The sequence below is a fragment of the Flavobacterium sp. GNP010 genome (genome assembly GCF_056428945.1).
Map to the genome: position 1 here is coordinate 1 of NZ_JBWJVK010000139.1, position 463 is coordinate 463.

The window sequence follows — 463 nt, forward strand, 5'->3', positions numbered from 1 at the left end:
CCCGTTGGGGTATTCGCTGCAATGGTTACATTCCCGTCTGCATCTACTAAAATTGGTCCTGTAGTGATTGGCGTAACATTCGTGTTTGTCGTCGTTACTGCAACTCCATTTAAGCTGTCGTTTCCTATCACGCTTCCTGCTGCTACTGGTGTAGTGCCTGAAGCCAATGGTGCTGCTGGTGTTCCTAAAGTATCGTTTCCTGCAATGATTTTACCCACTACGTTTACTGTTAGCGTAGCTGTAGCACAATTCGATGGGCTTACATTAACTCCTGTGGTCGTATCGGACTCACAGATGGTATAGGTAACCGTGTAAGGTCCCGTTGGGGTGTTAGCCGCAATGGTTACGTTTCCGTCTGCATCTACTAAAATTGCTCCCGTAGTGATTGGCGTAACATTTGTGTTTGTCGTCGTTACTGCAACTCCGTTTAAGCTGTCGTTTCCTATCACGCTTCCTGCTGCTA

At 47.1% G+C, this 463-nt stretch carries 1 protein-coding gene; it reads right to left on the bottom strand.

Going from position 1 to position 463, the window contains the following annotated elements:
• Positions 1–463: hypothetical protein (locus AC061C_RS15990; RefSeq protein WP_478291982.1), on the bottom strand; the 463-nt coding region annotated here is incomplete at both ends.